Raw genomic sequence first — 17,741 nt, 5'->3', positions numbered from 1 at the left:
TCTGTGTATGCTTGCGGTTACAAGCCACGCGTGCCCAGGGCGTCATGACAGAGTTGAGCGAGCGCACGAAAGCGAACATGGACGTCGTCCTTGAGCAGACGTGTCGCCAATTGCCGCATGGCGGCGATCACGACAGCCGCAGGTTCATCGCCGAACGCCTGATCGAGGCGGCTCAGTCAGGTCACTCCACGCTTGGCGAGCTCGGCATCGTCGCCCGCCGCGCGCTGGCGGACATTATCGCCAAGGGCAACTAAGAGTAGCCGCGGAGCTTGCCTCCTCGCGCACCGCAGACGTAACCTGCCGGGGAACCCTTCCGCGCCCCGAGATCCCTCAAGATGCGGTCGTTGTTTGCGCTCGTTGTGGCCTCTTCGCTGCTTTGCTGCGACGGTGCGGCCGTCGCTCAGGCGGTCGGACAGTTTCCGTTCGCGCTGACGCGTGAAGGACAGATGCTTGGCGCCGTCGAGGGCGAGGTGGCGTCCTTCAAGGGGCTGGCCTATGCGGCCGCTCCGACCGGGCCGCTGCGCTGGCGGCCGCCGCAGGCAACGGCCGAGAACCCCGAGATGCGCACCGCCTATGAGTACGGCGCGCCATGCCTGCAGCCGTCGCTGCCTGATACGAGCGAGGATTGCCTCACGCTCAACGTATTCCGTCCCTTCGGGGTCGACGGTCCGCTGCCGGTGATGGTGTTCATCCATGGCGGCGGATTCGGCAGCGGCACCGCGAACGATCCGCTGTTCGACGGTGCAAAGCTCGCGCAGGCCGGCCTCATCGTGGTCACCGTGAATTATCGTCTCGGCGTGCTCGGCTGGCTCGCTCATCCCGCGCTGTCGGAAGGCGGCTCCGGCAATTACGGCCTGATGGACCAGATCGCGGCGCTGCATTGGGTGCACGACAACATCGCGGCCTTCGGCGGCGATCCGGGCAACGTCACCCTGTTCGGCAGCGGCGCAGGCGCGACGTCGATCGCGCTTCTGATGCTGTGTGCGCAATCGCGCGATCTGTTCCAGAAGGCCATTCTGCAATCGCTGCCCGGCCGTGCGCGTTTGCGCTCGGCACAGGAGGCGGAGGCCATGGGCCGGCAATTCGTGGCGGCGCTTGGGCAGGAGGCGGATTTGCGCGTCGTCGCGCCGGCGCGGCTGCTTGCTGCCGAGCAAAACCTGCTCACAGGCTCCGGACGCAGCTTCGCGCCCGCGATGGACGGAACCCTGGTGAGCGAAGACGTGGCCGCGGGATTTACGGCGGGGCATGAAAGCCGCATTCCTCTCATCATCGGCTCGAACGATGACGAGACGCGCTTCGATGGCGAGCCGGAGATCAGGGCGACGCTGGCGTCCTCGGGCGAGAGCAGCGATGAGCTGCGCAAACTCTACCCGGATATCGCCAGGCCATCGGAGCGCGCAGCCAAATTCTATACCGACAAGGTCTTCACCGAGCCGGTCAGACTGCTTGCCCGCCTCCATGCGGCAATCGGTGCGCCTACGTTTCGCTATCGCTTCGCTTACGTGGCCGAGGCCCGGCGCACGAATCCCGACGAAGGGCACGGGCGCGAGCTGCAATTCATCTTCGGCGCGCAAGGCATGCCCGGCGCGGGACTGCTCACACGAGGGGATCGCGAGGTCGCGAACCGCATGCGCGGTTACTGGATCAACTTTGCGAGGAGCGGCGATCCCAACGGCCCGGATCTGCCGCATTGGGATGCGGCCGCAGACCGCGATCGCCTGCTGCTGATCACGAACGAACGCATCGCGAGCGGAGACGACCCCTTGACGAGGCGTCTCGACCGGCTTGCGCGCTAGGAAGATGAGTTGGATTTATGCCGCGAGTTCGACCCGCGGCGCCGGGCTCAGCCGGTCTTCTTCGAGGTAGTCCATCGTGCCGTCCTTCTCGACGGCGTAGAACTGCTGGCCATCCTTCGACCTGTAGGCGGCGCGAACGACGCCGCGGCGGCCCTTGTCACTGTTGACGACGTCCCCCAGCGCAAACTTCTTCATCTCACGACCCTGTCTTCTGGCCGATTCCTTCGGCCACGGCCGGATTGTGGGCGGCAAATCGTTAACGACTTGCTAACCATACCGGTTTGCCTATGCTCGCCGCCGTTCGCGGGCAGTTCGCACCCCGCATCTTGTCAACGAGACCAGCCTCATGACGCGATTGCCGACCCTCTTCCTGTCGCATGGCGGCGGCCCATGGCCCTTCATGGAGGACCGGCGCGTGCAATACGCCAGGACCGCCGCGGAGTTCGGCCGGCTGCCGCAGCTTCTCCCAGAGAAGCCCAAGGCCGTGCTCGTCATCACCGGTCATTGGGAAGCCGACGCCTTCACCGTCTCCACCTCGGCGCATCCGCCGATGGTGTACGACTATTACGGTTTCCCCGAGCATACCTATCACCTCAAATATCCGGCGCCGGGCAAGCCCGAGCTCGCAGCCAGGGTGAGGGCGCTGCTCGAGCACGCGGGCCTGGATTGCCGGGAGGATCCCAATCAGGGTTTCGATCACGGCACCTTCGTGCCGCTCGGCCTGATGTATCCGAACGCGGACATGCCGATCGTGCTGCTGTCGCTGAAGTCTGCTTACGACGCGGCCGAGCACATCAAGGTCGGGCAGGCGATCGCATCGCTGCGCGACGAAGGGATTTTGATCGTCGGCAGCGGGCTGACCTATCACAACATGCGCGGGTTCGGCCGGGCAGAGTCGAAACCGGTCTCGTATGATTTCGAAGCCTATCTGAACGAGGCGATCGGCAATCCGGATCCGGCGCGCCGCAACGCGATGCTGGTCGACTGGGAGAACGCGCCCAGCGCGCGCCTCGCTCATCCGCGCGAAGATCATCTGCTGCCGCTGATGGTGGCCGCCGGTGCCGCCGGCAGCGACGTCGGCAAACGCGTCTTCGTCGACGAGGTCGCGAACGTTGCGATGGCGTCGTATGTGTTCGGCGGCTGAGCTTGCTTGCGCCTCTGAAGGTGCGAGTCTCCGCCGCGATCAGGCGGCAGCTGTGGCGTCCGAGGCACAGTTCTCCAACAACTGGCTTCCAACCGGGAGGCCGGTCGATTTTGTCTAGACGGGCAGTGCTCGTGCCGGCTTACTCTTGATCGCCCGAGTCTGGAGATACTTCGGTTTCAGGATATCGACGCCTCTGATGACGCTGCATGTTACGGTCGACGACGCTCAGATTGGCGCCCCCCGCCGTGACGTGAAGGCGGTCATCGCCGTCGTTGGACTTGCGATTGAGGCCAGGATAGCCGGGGCGTCAGCGATGATCGCTGACGGTGACCGAACCGCCTCTTGCTTGCGTGACGCCATCAGACACGGCGCGCGCGGCATTATAAGTTTTGGGGTCTGCGGCGGGCTAGATCCGAAGCTCCGACCAGGTCACGTTGTCATCGCCTCGTCGGTATTTGCCGCGAAAGATGAAGCTTATCCAGCTGACTTGCCCTGGGCCGAGGAGCTCCTTCGGATGATCCCGGATGCCAGGTACTCTGCGATAGCTGGTGTCGCTTCCCCGATGACAAGTCTTGAAGAGAGACGGGACTTCCATGGCATCACCGGGGCGGTCGCCGCCGACATGGAGTCGCAGGTCGTCGCTCGAATTGCTTCCGAATTCAGAATTCCCTTTGCCGTCTGTCGTGTTGTTCTAAACCCCGCGCATCGAAAACTTCCGAGGGCCGCGCTCATAGATATCGGGCCCGCAGGTAAGCCTGAACTGCGCAAAATTGGACGTTCGCTTGTTCAAGACCCGGGGCAACTTCCTGGTCTTAGCCGGCTCGCCGTTGACTCTGTCATGGCGGTGATGGCTTTGCGCAGCGCCAAGCAACGGCTTGGAGCTCACTTTGGTTTCCCGCACCTGTGTTCACGAAACCCGGTGCCCATTCCGACACGCACACTTGAAACGATGGCCACACGCGCCTGATCCTGCAGCAGCGCCTCCCGATCCTAGACTCCAGGTTTGTCCAGGTCCGAGATGGTGATTGAATCTGCACGCCGGCGCCGGAAGACGCTACTCACCGAAAGAGCCGGCGCGGCCAAAATATCCGCCAGCGCATTCCAGGAAAACGTTACCCGAGGCGCGCCCGCATGGCACGAAGTCTGCTCGACCGCTCGTCCGATGCAGCCTCGTCGTCTCATAAATCGCCAGGCGAGCGGGTTCCAGTCGCGCCAGACCTGCTCGGCCCTTTGAGATAGCAAGCCAGAGACGATTTCCGGCGCAGGTCCGAAGACCTCAGGCAGCCTGCTCGACAAATTGTTGTCCGACAGAACGTCCCATCTCGAAAATCCGCCCATGACCGGAGATGAAATGGCGAACACCACGCGACCAATCCGCGCCTCCCGTGTCGGGAAAGAACACATTGGGCAAGGTTCGACGATGGAATACAAGGTGCAATCCGGCAAACGCTTTTGCCCTAGAATCTTCTGCGCCGCTGAAAGAGCGACGAGTTCCGCGTGCCGGGTCACGTCGCATTCCGATGAAACGTGGTTGGTCGCTTCTGCGATGATCCGTCCTCGAGACGCGATCACGGCGCCGAATGGCAGCTCTCCTTGCTTCACCCCTTGCCGAGCGAGGTCGAGGCATCTTTCCATCATTCGCATATCTTGAGCGTCAGCTTCTGATCTACTCATGGGCGGTCCCTCGGGAACGCGAGATCGGTGTTGAGAATGCCCCCTTCAAATTACGGCCGCGCTGGAGCGACGACGAATGTTTCCGGCGCCGCACCGGAGGCGGCTTCTGCGGCCTGGCAATGTTGGCAATCAAACAACGGGCTACAAACAATCTGACTTGATCTGGATCAAGGGCCGCTACCTTTCAGGTACCGCACTGACCACACGATGGTCGATTGTCCATGTCGGCTCCGGGGTCCCTCGAAAGCAGACAGACCGGGTTTTATGGGGACACCCCAATCCGTCCTCGCAGCTTCAGGCTCAGCCGTACTTCAGCTTCATGAACAGGATGCCGGCGGCGAGCACCATGGTGACGGCGTTGGCGGCGACCAAAGGGGCGTCGCCTGAGAGCAGGCCGTAGACCAGCCAGAGCGCCAGGCCCAGCACCATGACCAGGAACATGCCGAGCGAGATGTCGCGGGCCGAACGGGTCTTCCAGACCTTGATGAACTGCGGCGCGTAGGCGACGGTGGTGCAGGTTGCGGCGGCAAAGCCGATCAGCTTGATCGCGGAGGGGTCCATGCCGGCTCTATAACATGGATTCGACGGATCTGTGCCTACGTCCGGCGCGCTGCCATGAGATCGCGATAGAGCGCGGCATAGTCGCCGGCGCGGTTGCGCCAGGACACGTCGGTCGCAAGGCCGTTCAGTTGCAGCCGGCGCCAGGTCAGCTTGTCGTGGAAGACGGTGTTGGCCTTGCGCAGCGTGCCGGCGAGGGCATCCGCGGTCACGGGGGCGAACTTGAAGCCGGTGGCATCAAAGCCCGATCTGTCGGCCTCGCCGATATCGACGATGGTATCCTCGAGGCCGCCGACCCGGGACACGATGGGCACGGCGCCATAGCGCAGCGCGTAGAGCTGGGTGAGACCGCATGGCTCGAAGCGCGAGGGCACGATGAGCGCGTCCGAGCCGGCCTGGATCAGATGCGCAAGGATCTCGTCGTAGCCGATCACGACCCCGATCCGGCCGGGGTTCGCGCGGGCGGCGGCCTGATAGCGATCCTGGAGATCGCGGTCGCCGCTGCCGAGCAGCGCGAGCTGCATGCCCTCGCCCAAAATGGTTGGAATGGCCTCGAGCAGGAGATCGAGCCCCTTCTGCCAGGACAGGCGGCTGATGACGCCGAGCAGGGGCGCCTCGTCCGAAGAATCGAGATTGAACTGCTGCTGAAGCACCGCCTTGTTCGCGGCCCGGAACGTCAGGTCCTGCGCGCCGAAGCGGTAGGCGATGTGCGGATCTTGTTGCGGATTCCACACCTCGATATCGATGCCGTTGAGGATGCCGCTGAGCACGTCAGCGCGTTCGCGCAGCAAGCCGCCCATCCCCATGCCGCCCTCGTCGCTCTGGATCTCCCGCGCGTAGGTCGGCGAGACCGTGGTGATGCGATCGGCGAATTGCAGGCCGGCCTTCAGAAAGCTGATGCCGCCAAAATATTCGAGGGCGTCGACATTGAAGGCGTGCCAGGGCAGGCCAATCGAGCCGATCAGCTCGCGCGCGAACTTGCCCTGATAGGCCATGTTGTGAATGGTCATCACGGTGGCGGGGCGCGGTCGGTTGTCATAGTGCAGATAGGCCGGCGCGAGCCCGGCCTGCCAGTCATGGGCGTGCACGACATCGGGCACGAACGCCGGCACGAGGCCGTGGCCGATGTCGGCGGCGATACGCGACAATGCCGCAAAGCGCACGCCATTGTCCGGCCAATCGACGCCATCGGCTGTCACGTAAGGATTGCCCGGCCGCGCATAGAGATGCGGCACGTCGAGCACGAACAGATCGAGCCCGTCATGTGAGCCCGCGAGCAGGCGTCCGGGTCCGCCGAAATAATCCGGCCAGCGCCGGATTTCGTCGGCGCCCCCCAGCATCCGCATCACGTCGGGATAGCCCGGCATCAGCGTGCGCATCTCGACGCCATGCGCCTTCAGCGCAAGCGGCAGCGCGCCGGCGACATCCGCAAGGCCGCCGGTCTTGACGATGGGGTAGACCTCAGAGGCGACCGCGAGGACGCGAACAGGCGTCATGTATTGAGCCTGTCGAGCATCGGCTGGGTGATGAGCGAAATGCCCTGCTCGGTGGTGCGGAAGCGCTTCGCGTCGAACTCGGGATCCTCGCCGACGACGAGTCCTTCCGGAATCTCGACGCCGCGGTCGATCACGACGTTCTTCAAGCGAGCGCCGCGGCCTACATTCACGTAGGGCATGATCACGGCGTTCTCGACATTGGCATAGGAGTTGATGCGTACGCCGGTGAACAGCAGCGAGCGGCGCAGCGAGGCGCCGGAAATGATGCAGCCGCCCGAGACCAGCGAGCTCACGGCCTGGCCGCGGCGGCCCTCCTCGTCATGGACGAATTTCGCGGGCGGCGTGATCTCCGCATAGGACCAGATCGGCCAGGCGCGGTCGAACAGGTCGAGCTCCGGCACCACGTCGGTGAGATCGATATTGGCGGCCCAATAGGCATCGACGGTGCCGACGTCGCGCCAGTAGGAGCGTGGGTCGCTGCCGGAACGGACGCAGGAGGTCGAGAACTGGTGCGCGATCGCACGGCCGTTCTTGACGATGTAGGGGATGATGTCCTTGCCGAAATCGTGATTGGAGTTCGGATCCGCGGCGTCGCGCTTCAGCTCCTCGTAGAGGAATTTCGCATCGAACACGTAGATGCCCATGCTGGCGAGCGAGACGTCCGGCTTGCCCGGCATCGGCGGCGGGTCGGCGGGCTTCTCCAGGAACTCCTGGATCAAGCCGTTCTCGTCGATATGCATGATGCCGAAGCCGGATGATTCCTGGCGCGGCATTTCGAGACAGCCGACGGTGACGTCGGCGCCGCTCTCGACGTGCTGGCGCAGCATCACCTCGTAATCCATCTTGTAGATGTGGTCGCCGGCGAGCACCACGATGAAGCGGGCGTTGTGCGACTCGATGATGTCGATGTTCTGGTAGATCGCGTCGGCCGTGCCGACATACCACATGTTCTCGGAAACGCGCTGGCTGGCCGGGAGGATGTCGAAGCTCTCGTTGCGCTCCGGGCGGAAGAAGTTCCAGCCCATCTGAAGATGCCGGATCAGGCTGTGCGCCTTGTATTGGGTCGCGACCGCGATGCGGCGGATGCCGGAGTTCACGGCGTTCGATAGCGCGAAATCGATGATGCGGGACTTGCCGCCGAAATAGACCGCGGGCTTGGCGCGCCGGTCGGTCAACTCCAGAAGCCGGCTGCCGCGTCCGCCAGCCAGGACGAATGCCAACGCCTGACGGGCGAGCGGCTCATTACCGACGGCACTCATGTCATCCTCCCACACTCCGGCGCATGCCAGATTCTGGCGTCAAGCAAGACCTTCGCGAGACGCCTCTCGGCCGCGCACCATTGGAACCGATAGTAGCGGTACGAATAGTAAATCGGGAAGGTGCTTGTTGGTTGCGAACGCGCGGGAAGCTTAATGCTTTGCCGTGGTCTGCTGCCTTGGGCTCCGTCGTACCGGTGTCATATCCGTGCGGGGGATGCCGGCGCCGGGCCTGACCAGAATTGAGGCAGGCGCGAGCTTCTTGTGCGGTGCACGAAACTGGAGGTCTTAACTTTCGGAGGCTTTGACTTTCGGAGGCTTTGATTTGGCGCAAGGATGCCCGATCATGGCCTTGCGATCCCCTTCCATACGAAACGTCAGACAGGGAGCAAGACGATGAGTATCTGGAAAACTGCAATTGCCTGTTCGCTGGCGGGTGCCGTGATGGCCGGCCAAATCGAGCAGGCGGCGGCGGCGCCGCTGCCGACCAACGTTGCGGCCATGAAAGCCGCGGCCGGCGATGATGTCACGCCGGTGTATTGGCGCGGCCGAGGCTGGGGCGGGGGCTGGGGCTGGGGTCTTGGCGGCCTCGCAGCCGGCGCGATCATCGGCGGCGCCATCGCCAGCAGCAGCTATGGCTACTATGGCGGCGGACCGTACTACGGCGGCTATGGATACCCGGGCTACGGCTATGGTTATGCGCCGGCCTACTATGGCGGCTATGGATCGAGTTACGCCTATGGACCGGGTTACGGTTATGGCTATCGATCCTACTACCGACCCCGTCCCTATTACGGCTACAGCTATGGCTACTACCGGCCCCGGGCGTATTACCGGCCTTACTACGGCTATTGGTGATCTTGCGCGGCTAGAGCGACAGCCACACGATCAGGCTCATGCAGGCGAAATGCGCGAGCACGATCGCGGCGAGATGCAACGGGCCGGCCTCGAGGCGAAGCCTGCGCATCCCGCCGCCTCCGTCTAGTTCGATCCCGCGGCCGCAGCGGTGAAGCTGCGGTCGACGGCTTTGCTGACGTCGAGTGTCTTCGGCAGGATGCCGTAGCGGGTCGAGCGGTCGGACGCTTCCTGAACTTCCTTCACGACGTTCTCGTCGATCACGATCGGGCTGGTGCGCTGCGCGGTGTAGGCCGACAGCAGCACGTCCTCGGGCAGCCTGGTCAGCTCGGCCGTGCTCCTGGCGTATTCACTGATGTGATCGAGCGACCATAGCCGCGCCTTGTTCAGCCGCTGCACGAGGTCCTGCACCGCCGCGCGCTTGGTGGCGATGGCGCTGTCGGAGGCGACGATGAAGGTGATGGTCGGCGTCAGGCCCTCGCCGTCGGCGACCACGCGGGCCTTGTCCTTCAACGTCGCGAACGAGACGTAGGGCTCCCACACCGCCCAGGCGTCGATCGAGCCGGCAACGAGCGCAATCTTGGCGTCGACCGGGCCGAGCGGCGCGAAGGTCGCGTCCTCCAGCTTGATCTGCGCCTTCTCCAGCGTCGCGTCGATCAGGAACTGGCCCCAGCCGCCGCGCGTGCCGGCGAGGCGTTTGCCCTTGAGGTCGGCGGCTGACTTGATCGGCGAATCCTGGCGCACAAGGATCGCTTGCGTCTTTGCATCCGACCTGGTGCCGCCGATCGCCTTGATCGGCGCGCCCGCTGCGTAGACCGAGAGGAAGGAGAGATCGCCGGTGTAGCCGACGTCGAGCGCGCCGGCGTTGAGCGCTTCCAGGATCGGCGCGGCCGCCGGGAATTCCGACCATTCGATCCTGTAGGGCAGGTCCTTTGCATAGCCGGAGATTTCGAGCAGCGAACGGTTGCCGCCCTTCTGGTCGCCGACGCGCAGCACGACGGTGTCGGCAGCGAACGACGCGGCGGCCGTGGACAACGTGATGGCGGCGGCAAGCAGCGATGCGGCGAGGCGGCGTGTGATGGGACGGTCGTGGGAGTTGATGCTCATGTGGCCTGTCTTGTTGCTTTGCTCACGACGCGTGAGCGAACGATGCAGCGGGACGATCAAGTCTATGATTGCGCGATGCGCAGTCAATGAAATGGCCAACCGTATTGCGTGCGCGATGAGCAAGGACGTTTCAGCGCGGCGCTGGTTTCGAGAACGTGCGATGTTCGCGACCGAAGCTGCGCAAGAATGAAGCAGGAGAGGGAGCCGCGTCGCGCCCTGCCAACCAATGCAGCGGCAAAAATCGTTTCATCGTCCCCGCACGCGCTGATGGAGAGAATGACTTCGCTTCGCGCCACATTCGAAATTCCATTTCATTGACGATGCGGCGAACGCGCCGCATGATTTGCGCATCGCATCAACGCGGCGCGAGAAGCGTCGGCGAAAATTATTCTCTCAACGCAGCTCCGCACGGAACATGCGCAACCTGAACCGTTGCGCGCATGGCGGAGCTGTGCCAGCGCAGGAGCGGGGACTGATGAACAACGACAACAAGCGCAGCGGTTCGGGGCTCGACCGGCGCCATCTGCTACAGGCCGGCCTTGCGGCGGCATTCGCCGCGCCGCTTGGTGCCCTTGGTGCAGCGCAGGCCTTTGCGCCGCGCGGGATTGCGCCCGGTGTCGATTTCTCGGAGTTTCCGCTGTGCCGGACGGCTGCGGATGGCCCCGCGCTCACAGGCGCGCCGCGCAAGCTGAAGCTGTCGTGGAACGCCGGCGCGGTCTGCCTCGCGCCGCTGCCTGTCGCGATCGAGCACGGCTTCTTCCAGAAGCAGAATCTCGACGTCGAGCTCGTCAATTATTCCGGCTCGACGGATCAACTGCTCGAGGCGATCGCGACGGGAAAGAGCGATGCTGGCCTCGGCATGGCGCTGCGCTGGCTGAAGCCGCTGGAGCAGGGCTTTGACGTCAAGATCGCCGCGGGCACCCATGGCGGCTGCATGCGCGTGCTGACGCGTACCGATTCCAACGTGAGCAAGCTCGCCGACCTCAAGGGCAAGATCGTCGCGGTCGGCGATCTCGGCGGTCCGGACAAGAACTTCTTCTCGATCCAGCTCGCCAAGCTCGGGATCGATCCCAACAAGGACGTCGACTGGCGCGCCTATCCCGGCAACCTGCTCAACGTCGCCGTGGAGAAGGGCGAAGTGCAGGCCTTCCTGTCGTCCGATCCGCTCGCCTATCTCTGGCTGAAGGACACCCAGTACAAGGAGGTCGCCTCCAACCTCGACGGCGAATACCGCGACAAGAGCTGCTGCATCGTGGGCCTCCGTGGCAGCCTTGTGCGCGAGGAGCCGCAGGTCGCCCGCGCGATCACGCAGGCGCTGCTCGATGCCGCCATGTTCACCTCTCAGAACCCTGTGGTGGCGGCGAAGTCGTTCCAGCCCTATGCGCCCAAGACGGCGACTCTCGCCGATATCGAGGGCATGGTGCGCTACCACACCCACCATCATCATCCCGTCGGCGAGATCCTGAAGCGTGAGCTCAAGGCCTATGCCGACGATCTCAAGAGCGTGCAGGTCTTCAAGCAGAGCACGGATACCACGAAGTTCGCGGAGCGCATCTATGTCGACGTATTCGCTGTCTGACGGCCTCGCCTCCGGCGCGCCGCGCGCCTCGCGCGCGCCGCTGCTCGCGGATTGGTTGCGGGAATCCGGCGTCGGCGTGTTCGCCAGCGTCGCCTGGATTGTCTTCGGCCTGTCCTGCCTGTGGTGGCAGGATGTCGGCGACTGGTCGCGCACGCATTCGCTCGGCATTGCCGCCTTCATCGTCGCCGCGGTCGCGTTGTTCGGGACCGTCGGTGCCGATTATCTGGGCTCCGCGGGCAAGGCCCTGCGCCAGCGCGCGCCCTGGCTCATCGCGCTCGGCGCCTTCCTGACCTTGTGGGAAGTCGCCACCGCAAAATTCGCCTGGCTGCCGCTGCCGTTCTTCCCGCCGCCGCAGTCGATCATCGAAGTCTATACCGACGATCTGCCAAAACTGCTCGACAGTGTCTTCGCCTCCGTCAAGCTTCAGCTCGGCGGCTACCTGATCGGCGCCACGGTCGGCTTCCTGACCGGCGTCTCGATCGGCTGGTCGCGCGCGGTCGGTTATTGGGTGCATCCGGTGCTGCGCTTCATCGGTCCGCTGCCGGCGACGGCCTGGCTGCCCATCGCCTTCTTCACATTCCCGTCGAGCTGGAGCGCCTCGACCTTTCTGATCGCGCTGGCGACCGGCTTCCCCGTCACCGTGCTGACCTGGTCGGGTGTCGCGAGCGTCAGCAATGCCTATTACGACGTCGCACGCACGCTGGGCGCCAAGCCGTCCTTCCTGGTGCTGAAGGTCGCGATCCCCGCGGCGCTCCCGCACGTCTTTGTCGGCCTGTTCATGGGGCTCGGCTCGTCCTTTGCCGTGCTCGTCGTCGCCGAGATGATCGGCGTCAAGGCCGGGCTCGGCTGGTACCTGCAATGGGCGCAGGGCTGGGCCGCCTACGCCAACATGTATGCGGCGCTGATCGTGATGTCGCTGCTCTGCTCCGGTGCGATCACGCTCTTGTTTGCAATCCGTGACCGCTTGCTGGTCTGGCAGAAGGGGACCGTGAAATGGTAGCCGCAGCCGGTTTGGCCGAAGTCGCGATACCGCCAGCCGCGGGCGCCGCGCTCGACATCGAGCAGGTCAGCCACGCCTTCGATATCGACGGCGCTGAGCTGCCTGTCCTCAGCGACGTCAGCATCTCCGTGGAGCCGGGCGAGTTCGTCGCGCTGCTCGGCCCCTCCGGCTGCGGCAAGTCGACCCTGCTGCGGCTCGTCGCCGGCCTCGACAAGCCCAAGCTTGGTACGCTGCGCGAGGACGAGGCGCGCATCACCCGGCCGCATCCTTCACGCGTGGTCGTGTTCCAGGACCCGACCCTGTTTCCCTGGCGGTCGGTCTGGGACAACGTCGCCCTGGGCCTCGAGGCCCAGGGCATTCTCAGGAGCCAGCGGCAGCGCGTCGATGACGCGCTCGATCTCGTTGGACTTGCTGCGTTCCGCAATGCCTATCCGCATCAGCTCTCCGGCGGCATGGCGCAGCGCGTTGCGCTGGCACGGGCGCTGGTCAACGATCCCAAAATCCTGATCCTCGACGAGCCGCTGGGCAAGCTCGACTCGCTGACCCGGATCACCATGCAGGCCGAGCTCGTCTCGCTTTGGCAGCGCAAGGGCTTTACCACGCTGCTGGTAACGCATGACGCCGAGGAAGCCCTGGTGCTGGCCAACCGCGTCATCGTGTTCAGCGACCGCCCCGCGCGCGTGAAGGCCGACATCCGTGTCGACCGGCCCTATCCGCGCCATCGCGGCGATCCGTATCTCGCCGATCTGCGCCGCCAGATCCTTGGCCTGCTGGGGTTGGATGCCACATGGTAACCTCGATAGCCAGGGGCCGCACGGCCCAGAGCGAGCCCGACTACATCGCACGCGCCGAAGCGTTGGCAGAGCGTTTCGCCGCGCGTGCGGCCGACCATGACCGCACCGGCAGCTTTCCTTTCGAGAATTTCCGCGAGCTGTCGGAAGCAGGTCTGCTGTCGCTGACGGTGCCGGCCATTCATGGCGGCGCCGGAGCGGGCGCGCGTTACGCTGCACGCGTCATCGGGATCATCGGCAAGGCCGATCCGTCGACCGCGCTGGTGCTGTCGATGCACTACATCAATCATCTCGTGATGGCGCGCAGTCCGACCTGGCCGGCGCGGCTGTCGCGCAAGCTTGCGCGCGAGAGCGTCGAGGGTCTTGCGCTCATCAACGCGCTCCGCGTCGAGCCTGAGCTCGGCTCGCCTGCGCGCGGCGGCCTGCCGGCGACGATCGCGCGGCGCACCGAAACAGGCTGGCGCCTGACCGGTCACAAGATCTATTCGACGGGATCGCCGATCCTGAAATGGTATCTGGTCTGGGCCCGGACCGACGAAGCCGAGACGCGCGTCGGTCAGTTCCTGGTGCCGGCAGGACTGCCGGGCACAAGCATCGTCGAGACCTGGGATCATCACGGCCTGCGTGCCAGCGGCAGCCATGACGTCATCTTCGACGACGTCGTGATCCCCCTCGATGCCGAGGTCGATGTCCGCAAGCCGGCCGAGTGGCGCGCGCCCGACGTCGCGCAGGCGACTGTCCACACCGTCTTCGTCGCGGCGATCTACGATGGCGTCGCTCGCGCCGCGCGCGACTGGTTCGTCTCGTTCCTGAAGCAGCGTGTTCCCGCCAGCCTCGGCGCGCCGCTGGCGACCCTGCCGCGCGCGCAGGAGATCGTCGGCGCCATCGAGGCCCGGCTCGCGGTCAATGCGCGGCTGATCGACACTTTCGCCCGCGACTTCGATGACGGTGTCGATCTCTCCAGTGGCGAATCCAACGTCATCAAGCTGACGGTCACCAACAACGCCGTTGCCGTGGTCGAGGATGCCTTGTCGTTGACCGGCAATCACGGCCTGTCCCGCGCCAATCCGCTGGAGCGGCACTATCGCGATGTCCTGTGCGGCCGTGTGCACACGCCGCAAGACGATTCCACGCGCACCGGGCGCGGCCGCGCCGCGCTCGGTCTTTAGAAACAAACAGGGAGACGATCATGTCGATCGAGTTCATCGGCTTCATCAGCAACAACAATTCATCCGAGACCGTCGTCCGCGAAGGACCGATCCTCAACCCCACGCACATCGAGACGGTGGCAAAAGCACACGAGAATGCCGGCTTCGGCCGCGCGCTGCTGGCGTTTCATTCGACGACGCCAGACGCGCTCCAGGTCGCCCAGCACGTTCTGGGCGTCACCTCTCGCCTCAACGTGTTGATCGCGCAGCGGCCGGGCTTTACCGCGCCGACGCTGCTGGCACGGCAGTTCGCCGTGCTCGACCAGTTTTCCCGCGGCAGGGTCGCGCTTCACGTCATCACCGGCGGCAACGCCACCGAGCTCAGGCAGGACGGCAACACGCTCGACGACAAGGACGAGCGCTACGCCCGCACCTCGGAATTCCTCGACGTCCTCAAGCTGGAATGGACCAGCGACAAGCCGTTCACCTACAAGGGCAAGTACTACCAGGTCGAGAACGCCTTCTCGCAGGTGAAGCCGTTCCGCCCCGAGGGGATCCGGGTCTATTTCGGCGGCGCCTCGGATGCGGCGATCGACGTCGCCGGCAGGCACGCCGACACGTTTGCGCTGTGGGGCGAATCCTACGCGCAGGTGCGCGATGTCACCTCCCGCGTGCATAACGCGGCGATCCGGCAGGGCCGGCCGACGCCACGCTTCAGCCTGTCGGTGCGTCCGATCATCGCCCCGACCGAGAAGCAGGCGTGGGAGAAGGCGGAAGAAATCCTGGCCCGCGCCACCGCGCTCCAGGACAAGACCGGCTATCGCAAGCCCGCCGACGGCCACGCCACCGCGGGTGCGCGGCGCCTGCTCGCGCTTGCCGACCAGGGCAGCCGCATCGACAAGCGGCTCTGGACCGAGATCGCAGCGCTCACCGGCGCCAACAGCAATACCACCGCGCTGGTCGGTACGCCCGAGCAGGTCGCCGAAGTCTTCGGCGACTATTACGATCTCGGCATCAGCCACTTCCTGATCCGCGGCTTCGATCCCCTGATCGACGCTATCGAGTATGGCCGCGAACTGATCCCGCTGACGCGCGAGCTGATCGCCAAGCGTCAGGCCGTTCGCGGCGAGGCGGCGGAATGATCCGCCTCATGCTGGCCGGCGCGCTGCTGTTCGGCTCGTTCGAGCTGGCGGCGGCGCAAACCACGTTGCGTGTCGGCGACCAGAAGGGCAATTCGCAGGCCGTGATGGAAGCCGCAGGCGTGCTCAAGGATGTGCCCTACAAGATCGAGTGGAAGGAGTTTCCGGCGGCGGCACCGCTGCTGGAGGCGCTGAGCGCCGGCGCGATCGAGACCGGGCTCGTGGGCGATGCGCCCTTCACCTTCGCCGCCGCTTCCGGCGCACCGGTGAGGGCGATTGCCGCGATCCGGCAGACGCGCGAGGGGCTCGCCATCCTCGTGCCCGAGACTTCGCCGATCAAGAGCTTTGCCGACCTGAAGGCTAAGAAGATCGCGACCGGCCGTGGCTCGATCGGCCACCAGCTGATCCTCGCCGCGCTCGAGAAGAACGGCTGGAGCGCGAGCGACGTGCAGATCGTGTTCCTCGCGCCCTCCGATGCCAAGATCGCCTACACGCAAGGATCGGTCGATGCCTGGTCGACCTGGGAGCCCTATGTCAGCCAGGAGGAGGTGCTGTTCAAGTCGCGCCGCGTCATCACCTCGGAAGGGCTGACGCCGGGGCTGAGCTTTCAGGTCGCGCGGCCCGACGCGATCCGCGACAAGCGCGTGGAGTTGACCGACTTCATCCGCCGCCTCACCGCGGCGCGGGCTTGGTCGCTGAACAACGTCGACAGCTACGCCGCGACCTGGGGCCGGCTGATGAACATCCCGACCGCCGTGCCGCAGAACTGGCTGTCGCGCGCAAAAATCCGCATCGCGCCGATCGATGACGGCGTGGTCGCGGACGAGCAGGGCACGATCGATCTCTATTTCCGCTGGGGCCTGATCAAGCAGAAGCTGGATGCGGCGGAGATCGTGGATCGGTCTTTTGCCGATGCGATTGCGAAGGCGGGGTTGTAAGCGACCCTCTCGTGTCCCGGACGCGGCGTCTTCCCTCTCCCCTTGTGGGAGAGGGTGGCTCGCCGCGATAGCGGCGAGACGGGTGAGGGGTCTCTCTCCGCGATCACATCTCTGGCATCTTGAACTCGCGGATAGATACCCCTCATCCGGCGCTACGCGCCACCTTCTCCCGCAAGGGGAGAAGGGGACCAGCGCTCACCTACATTCCTCGAGACATTTCTTCTGCACTGCCGGCTGGCGGCGACATCCGCATTGCTATTTGCAGCGCCTCCCTTGCACCTCGCTGTTCCCCGTCAAAAATCATTCAGACGACCACATCGGGAGACCGGCCATGGGCCTGCAAGAAACAAAAATCGAATCGCTTCCCTTCGTCACTGCCGAACTCAACTATCTCGCGCCGGTTTCGGGCAAGCCGCGCACCTATGCTTTCGATCCGCCGCCGGGCGAGCCCAGGAGCACGTCGTTGCCGGAGCCGCACCAGGTACCGATCTTCGATGCGCGCCTGATCGCGCAAAATTTCTCGCTCGATCGCGAGGGCTTTGCGCTGGTGCGTCACCCGACGCAGGTGAAGGATTTTTACAACGACGAGGAAATACTGGCGGTCTACTATCCCGCCGTCGAGGCGTTCCTGCGCGCGACGCTGAAGGCCGATCGCGTCGTCATCTTCGATCATACCGTACGCAAGCGCGTCGACGGCGCCGCCGATATCCGCGGCGGCGGGCCGCGCCAGCCTGCGACGCGCGTCCATGTCGACCAGACCGCCGTCTCGGGCGCCAACCGTGTGCGCGAGCATCTGCCCGACGAGGCCGACGAGCTTTTGAAAGGCCGCGTGCAGGTGATCAATCTCTGGCGGCCGATCCGCGGACCGCTGCGGGATTCACCGCTGGCGATGGCCGACGGCACCACAGTCGCGCCCGACGACCTCGTCGCCTCCGACCTGATCTATCCCAACCGTCGCGGCGAGACCTATTCGGTGAAATACAATCCGAGCCATCGCTGGTTCTATTTCCCGGAGATGACGCCGGACGAGGCGCTACTGCTCAAGTGCTACGATTCCGCAACCGACGGCCGCACCCGCTTTGGGCCGCACACCGCCTTCGTCGATCCGACCACGCCGGCCGATGCGGCGCCCCGCGAGAGCATCGAGGTCCGCACGCTGGTGTTCCACAAACAGTAACAATGTGTGATGGCACTGCCGGGCGCGCCCGGCAGTGTTCCTGGAACTTAACGGAACAAATCGACGTTTGCAGCGCCGGGCAG

The 17,741-nt window shown here is 64.8% G+C and carries 18 protein-coding genes; 12 read left to right on the top strand and 6 right to left on the bottom strand.

What is annotated here, in order from left to right:
• The first annotated feature begins 77 nt into the window (after positions 1–77).
• Positions 78–254, top strand: a complete 177-nt coding sequence (locus NLM25_RS34630; protein WP_254122326.1) for a hypothetical protein — start codon at positions 78–80, stop codon at positions 252–254.
• Positions 255–335: 81 nt separating this feature from the next.
• On the top strand, positions 336–1,796 hold the full coding sequence (locus NLM25_RS34625; protein ID WP_254139851.1) for a carboxylesterase/lipase family protein: 1,461 nt from the start codon (positions 336–338) through the stop codon (positions 1,794–1,796).
• Positions 1,797–1,811: 15 nt separating this feature from the next.
• Here the strand turns inward: NLM25_RS34625 and NLM25_RS34620 are convergent, their stop codons facing one another.
• Positions 1,812–1,991 (bottom strand): hypothetical protein, encoded by a 180-nt coding sequence (locus NLM25_RS34620; RefSeq protein ID WP_254139850.1) that lies wholly within the window; start codon positions 1,989–1,991, stop codon positions 1,812–1,814.
• Between the two features lie 151 nt (positions 1,992–2,142).
• On the opposite strand from NLM25_RS34620, the gene NLM25_RS34615 reads away from it, so the two are divergent.
• Together NLM25_RS34615 and NLM25_RS34610 are read left to right on the top strand one after the other, a co-directional pair.
• Positions 2,143–2,940, top strand: a complete 798-nt coding sequence (locus NLM25_RS34615) for a class III extradiol ring-cleavage dioxygenase (RefSeq protein WP_254139849.1) — start codon at positions 2,143–2,145, stop codon at positions 2,938–2,940.
• Positions 2,941–3,136: 196 nt separating this feature from the next.
• Positions 3,137–3,907, top strand: coding sequence for a phosphorylase (locus NLM25_RS34610; protein WP_254139848.1), 771 nt, complete (start codon positions 3,137–3,139; stop codon positions 3,905–3,907).
• 23 nt (positions 3,908–3,930) lie between these two features.
• Here the strand turns inward: NLM25_RS34610 and NLM25_RS34605 are convergent, their stop codons facing one another.
• The 4 genes from NLM25_RS34605 to glgC form a co-directional block, all read right to left on the bottom strand.
• The gene (locus NLM25_RS34605) at positions 3,931–4,614 is read right to left on the bottom strand and encodes a nucleoside deaminase (RefSeq protein WP_254139847.1); all 684 of its coding nucleotides are present in this window, start codon (positions 4,612–4,614) and stop codon (positions 3,931–3,933) included.
• 300 nt (positions 4,615–4,914) lie between these two features.
• Positions 4,915–5,175, bottom strand: a complete 261-nt coding sequence (locus NLM25_RS34600; RefSeq protein ID WP_254122318.1) for a SemiSWEET transporter — start codon at positions 5,173–5,175, stop codon at positions 4,915–4,917.
• Between the two features lie 35 nt (positions 5,176–5,210).
• Positions 5,211–6,668: a glycogen synthase GlgA gene (glgA, locus tag NLM25_RS34595; protein WP_254139846.1), complete on the bottom strand. Its 1,458-nt coding sequence runs from the start codon at positions 6,666–6,668 to the stop codon at positions 5,211–5,213.
• Entirely contained in the window at positions 6,665–7,927 is a 1,263-nt protein-coding gene (gene glgC / locus NLM25_RS34590) for a glucose-1-phosphate adenylyltransferase (RefSeq protein ID WP_254122316.1), read from the bottom strand. Before glgC ends, glgA begins: the two co-directional genes overlap by 4 nt.
• Before the next feature lie 393 nt (positions 7,928–8,320).
• On the opposite strand from glgC, the gene NLM25_RS34585 reads away from it, so the two are divergent.
• Positions 8,321–8,782 carry a hypothetical protein gene (locus NLM25_RS34585; RefSeq protein WP_254139845.1) on the top strand — a complete coding sequence of 154 codons (462 nt, stop codon included), beginning with the start codon at positions 8,321–8,323 and terminating at the stop codon, positions 8,780–8,782.
• Between the two features lie 123 nt (positions 8,783–8,905).
• On the opposite strand, the gene NLM25_RS34580 is transcribed toward NLM25_RS34585, so the two are convergent.
• Positions 8,906–9,886: an ABC transporter substrate-binding protein gene (locus tag NLM25_RS34580; RefSeq protein ID WP_254139844.1), complete on the bottom strand. Its 981-nt coding sequence runs from the start codon at positions 9,884–9,886 to the stop codon at positions 8,906–8,908.
• A 475-nt stretch (positions 9,887–10,361) separates the two neighbouring features.
• On the opposite strand from NLM25_RS34580, the gene NLM25_RS34575 reads away from it, so the two are divergent.
• The 7 genes from NLM25_RS34575 (at position 10,362) to NLM25_RS34545 (ending at position 17,658) form a co-directional block, all read left to right on the top strand.
• Positions 10,362–11,465, top strand: coding sequence for an ABC transporter substrate-binding protein (locus NLM25_RS34575; protein ID WP_254139843.1), 1,104 nt, complete (start codon positions 10,362–10,364; stop codon positions 11,463–11,465).
• Complete coding sequence (locus tag NLM25_RS34570; protein WP_254139842.1) at positions 11,443–12,465, top strand: ABC transporter permease; 1,023 nt, start codon at positions 11,443–11,445, stop codon at positions 12,463–12,465. The genes NLM25_RS34575 and NLM25_RS34570 overlap by 23 nt, the downstream gene beginning before the upstream one ends.
• Positions 12,459–13,259 carry an ABC transporter ATP-binding protein gene (locus tag NLM25_RS34565; protein WP_254139841.1) on the top strand — a complete coding sequence of 267 codons (801 nt, stop codon included), beginning with the start codon at positions 12,459–12,461 and terminating at the stop codon, positions 13,257–13,259. The genes NLM25_RS34570 and NLM25_RS34565 overlap by 7 nt, the downstream gene beginning before the upstream one ends.
• Positions 13,253–14,425, top strand: a complete 1,173-nt coding sequence (locus NLM25_RS34560; protein ID WP_254139840.1) for an acyl-CoA dehydrogenase family protein — start codon at positions 13,253–13,255, stop codon at positions 14,423–14,425. Before NLM25_RS34565 ends, NLM25_RS34560 begins: the two co-directional genes overlap by 7 nt.
• 20 nt (positions 14,426–14,445) lie before the next feature.
• A complete protein-coding gene (locus NLM25_RS34555) occupies positions 14,446–15,546 on the top strand; it encodes an LLM class flavin-dependent oxidoreductase (RefSeq protein WP_254139839.1) in 1,101 nt (366 codons plus the stop codon).
• Positions 15,543–16,481, top strand: coding sequence for an ABC transporter substrate-binding protein (locus tag NLM25_RS34550; protein WP_254139838.1), 939 nt, complete (start codon positions 15,543–15,545; stop codon positions 16,479–16,481). The genes NLM25_RS34555 and NLM25_RS34550 overlap by 4 nt, the downstream gene beginning before the upstream one ends.
• Before the next feature lie 331 nt (positions 16,482–16,812).
• On the top strand, positions 16,813–17,658 hold the full coding sequence (locus NLM25_RS34545; protein ID WP_254139837.1) for a CmcJ/NvfI family oxidoreductase: 846 nt from the start codon (positions 16,813–16,815) through the stop codon (positions 17,656–17,658).
• The last annotated feature ends 83 nt before the right edge of the window (positions 17,659–17,741 follow it).

This window comes from Bradyrhizobium sp. CCGB01 (assembly GCF_024199795.1).
In the GTDB taxonomy this organism is placed as follows: domain Bacteria; phylum Pseudomonadota; class Alphaproteobacteria; order Rhizobiales; family Xanthobacteraceae; genus Bradyrhizobium.
The sequence above is the reverse complement of the archived record's forward strand: the minus strand, read 5'-3'. Positions and strand labels throughout refer to the sequence as shown.

What these genes read in the sequence shown, in the direction of transcription:
- NLM25_RS34630 (WP_254122326.1), top strand. Translation starts at nt 78, where the DNA reads ATGGACGTCGTCCTTGAGCAGACGTGTCGCCAATTGCCGCATGGCGGC.
- NLM25_RS34625 (WP_254139851.1), top strand. Translation starts at nt 336, where the DNA reads ATGCGGTCGTTGTTTGCGCTCGTTGTGGCCTCTTCGCTGCTTTGCTGC.
- NLM25_RS34620 (WP_254139850.1), bottom strand. Translation starts at nt 1,991, where the DNA reads ATGAAGAAGTTTGCGCTGGGGGACGTCGTCAACAGTGACAAGGGCCGC.
- NLM25_RS34615 (WP_254139849.1), top strand. Translation starts at nt 2,143, where the DNA reads ATGACGCGATTGCCGACCCTCTTCCTGTCGCATGGCGGCGGCCCATGG.
- NLM25_RS34610 (WP_254139848.1), top strand. Translation starts at nt 3,137, where the DNA reads ATGACGCTGCATGTTACGGTCGACGACGCTCAGATTGGCGCCCCCCGC.
- NLM25_RS34605 (WP_254139847.1), bottom strand. Translation starts at nt 4,614, where the DNA reads ATGAGTAGATCAGAAGCTGACGCTCAAGATATGCGAATGATGGAAAGA.
- NLM25_RS34600 (WP_254122318.1), bottom strand. Translation starts at nt 5,175, where the DNA reads ATGGACCCCTCCGCGATCAAGCTGATCGGCTTTGCCGCCGCAACCTGC.
- glgA (WP_254139846.1), bottom strand. Translation starts at nt 6,668, where the DNA reads ATGACGCCTGTTCGCGTCCTCGCGGTCGCCTCTGAGGTCTACCCCATC.
- glgC (WP_254122316.1), bottom strand. Translation starts at nt 7,927, where the DNA reads ATGAGTGCCGTCGGTAATGAGCCGCTCGCCCGTCAGGCGTTGGCATTC.
- NLM25_RS34585 (WP_254139845.1), top strand. Translation starts at nt 8,321, where the DNA reads ATGAGTATCTGGAAAACTGCAATTGCCTGTTCGCTGGCGGGTGCCGTG.
- NLM25_RS34580 (WP_254139844.1), bottom strand. Translation starts at nt 9,886, where the DNA reads ATGAGCATCAACTCCCACGACCGTCCCATCACACGCCGCCTCGCCGCA.
- NLM25_RS34575 (WP_254139843.1), top strand. Translation starts at nt 10,362, where the DNA reads ATGAACAACGACAACAAGCGCAGCGGTTCGGGGCTCGACCGGCGCCAT.
- NLM25_RS34570 (WP_254139842.1), top strand. Translation starts at nt 11,443, where the DNA reads ATGTCGACGTATTCGCTGTCTGACGGCCTCGCCTCCGGCGCGCCGCGC.
- NLM25_RS34565 (WP_254139841.1), top strand. Translation starts at nt 12,459, where the DNA reads ATGGTAGCCGCAGCCGGTTTGGCCGAAGTCGCGATACCGCCAGCCGCG.
- NLM25_RS34560 (WP_254139840.1), top strand. Translation starts at nt 13,253, where the DNA reads ATGGTAACCTCGATAGCCAGGGGCCGCACGGCCCAGAGCGAGCCCGAC.
- NLM25_RS34555 (WP_254139839.1), top strand. Translation starts at nt 14,446, where the DNA reads ATGTCGATCGAGTTCATCGGCTTCATCAGCAACAACAATTCATCCGAG.
- NLM25_RS34550 (WP_254139838.1), top strand. Translation starts at nt 15,543, where the DNA reads ATGATCCGCCTCATGCTGGCCGGCGCGCTGCTGTTCGGCTCGTTCGAG.
- NLM25_RS34545 (WP_254139837.1), top strand. Translation starts at nt 16,813, where the DNA reads ATGGGCCTGCAAGAAACAAAAATCGAATCGCTTCCCTTCGTCACTGCC.